Source organism: Nocardioides sp. CPCC 206348 (assembly GCF_048654705.1).
GTDB lineage: Bacteria > Actinomycetota > Actinomycetes > Propionibacteriales > Nocardioidaceae > Nocardioides.
In genome coordinates, this window is sequence record NZ_JBMCZA010000115.1 from 5,352 (window position 1) to 7,355 (window position 2,004).

The 2,004-nt window shown below is 71.5% G+C and carries 1 protein-coding gene; it reads right to left on the reverse strand.

Translation table 11 applies throughout. From position 1 onward, the window contains the following. On the reverse strand, positions 1 to 2,004 hold a 2,004-nt coding region (locus ACOADB_RS07040), incomplete at both ends, for a carboxyl transferase domain-containing protein (RefSeq protein WP_378597254.1).

The window sequence follows — 2,004 nt, forward strand, 5'->3', positions numbered from 1 at the left end:
ACCGATGCGGGTGCCGACGACCACGGCGGTGTCGGCGTCGGCCATGCCGGCCCACCGCTCGAGCATCTCGTGGTCGGCGTCGGCCAGCGCCCGCATCACCGTGCGGATGTCGAACGGTCGCTTGCGGTCGGGGTTGTGCACCGCGGAGAAGATCTCGCCGACGGTGCTGAAGTCACCCTCGTGGGGGTGGGTGGTGATGTCGCGGTCGACCGGGTCGGTCGACGGCGCGCGCCGCGGTCCGGCCTCACCGGGCAGGACGTAGGTGTGCTCGTAGTGCGACATCAGGACGCCGAAGGCACCGGCCAGGTCGGGCACCCAGTACTGCGCCTGGCCGTTCGGGCCCATCACCCGGTCGTAGCCGCCGATGCCGAAGTTGTCCTCGGCCGACACGCCACCGGAGAAGTCCAGCGACTGCTTGCCGGTCAGCACCATTGCGCTGTCCGGCGTCATCACCAGGATGCCCTTGGTGTGCATCAGCATCGTGGCTTCCGCGTTCCAGTACGGCTGGGCGCCGACGTTGATCCCGGCCACGACGATGTTGATCTCGCCGCCGCCCTGGGTGAACTCCACGATCCGGCGCAGCGCGTCGGCCACCCAGTCCATGTTCTCCGTGCCGCTCTCCATGGAGATCCGGGCGCCGGCGGACACGGCGAACCACTCCAGCGGGACGTCCAGCTCCTCGGCCAGGTCGATCGCCGCGATCACGCGGGCGCACTCGGGCTCCGAGAGCGCACCGAGGGACTTGATCGGGTCGCCACAGAGCACGACCCGCTTGATGCCCTCGGGGTAGAGCGGCGTCGGGGTGGTGACGACGGCGACGAGGAGGGCAGCGGAGTTCTTTCCGTACGGCCGGTCGACCGGGGACAGCAGTCCGTTGGCGTCGAAGTCATACTCGACCAGCGAGCCACCACCGGCCAGCACGGAGGCCAGCTCGTAGGGGTACACGAGTCCGCGGCGGCGCGCCCGCAACACCTTGCCGGTGTAGTCGTCCAGCGGTGCCAGCGGCTCGGTCGGCGGGGGGATCACATCGGCGACCACGCCCGCGCCGGGCTTGGCGTGGAACCGGATCGCCAGCGGCACGGGCGTGCCGTCCGGACCGGCGACGCGACCCTCGGCGAGGACCTCCTCGATCCCGGCGCCCTCACTGAGCGGCGTGATCTTGCCCTGCAGAGCGGTGAGCTGGTCGAGGTCGGCCTCGATCACCGGCCACACCGTGACCCACACGTGGTTCACGTCGAGCTTGGCGCCCTCGCGACCACGCGCCGTACGCACCCGTCGGATGGCCTCGAGGCAGTTCTCGATCGCGCGCTCGGCATGCGGTACGGCGATGACGCGGCCCTCTTCGTCGCGGACCACGGCGAGCTGGCGGACCTGCGCGGCGGCGACCAGGCGGCGGTCGGCCGGGTTGGACCGGGCGACGCACTCGTAGAGCAGGACGTCGTCGGGGGCGTCGAGACGGGTGACGTCGAACTCCTGCAGTCGCGACAGGTTGAGCCGGCGTCCGACCATCGGGTGCATGCCGCGGATCAGGGTGTCCTCGACCAGCTGACCGCCCTCGGCACGGAAGGTGTGGTAGCCGACCTGCTGCGGGGCCGCCGGGCAGACGACGACCGAGACGCGGCGGACGCGGGTGGCGAAGTCGTGCGCGGCCAGCAGCTTGGCGGCCTCGGCCGACGCGGCATCCGGGTCCGCGGGGGCGTCCGGCCACCGCAGGTAGATCTCCACGACGTCGTCGTGGTCCTCGGTGAGGACCGACCGGATCGCGGCGCCCAGCGGGCCCTCGGGATCGGCGAGCTCGGTCACGTCGGCGATCGTGGAGACGACCCGGGTCGCGCCCTTCTCGTCGGTGGCGTACTCGGCGTGCACGACCGGACGGCCGGCGTGCTCCCCCGGTCCGCTGACGGTCAGGTCGTGCAGGTCGTACTCCAGGTAGTGCCGACGGATCAGCACCTCCAGCAGCGGCTCCCGCTCGGGCAGCCCGTCGACCATCCGGTCGCGCAGGAA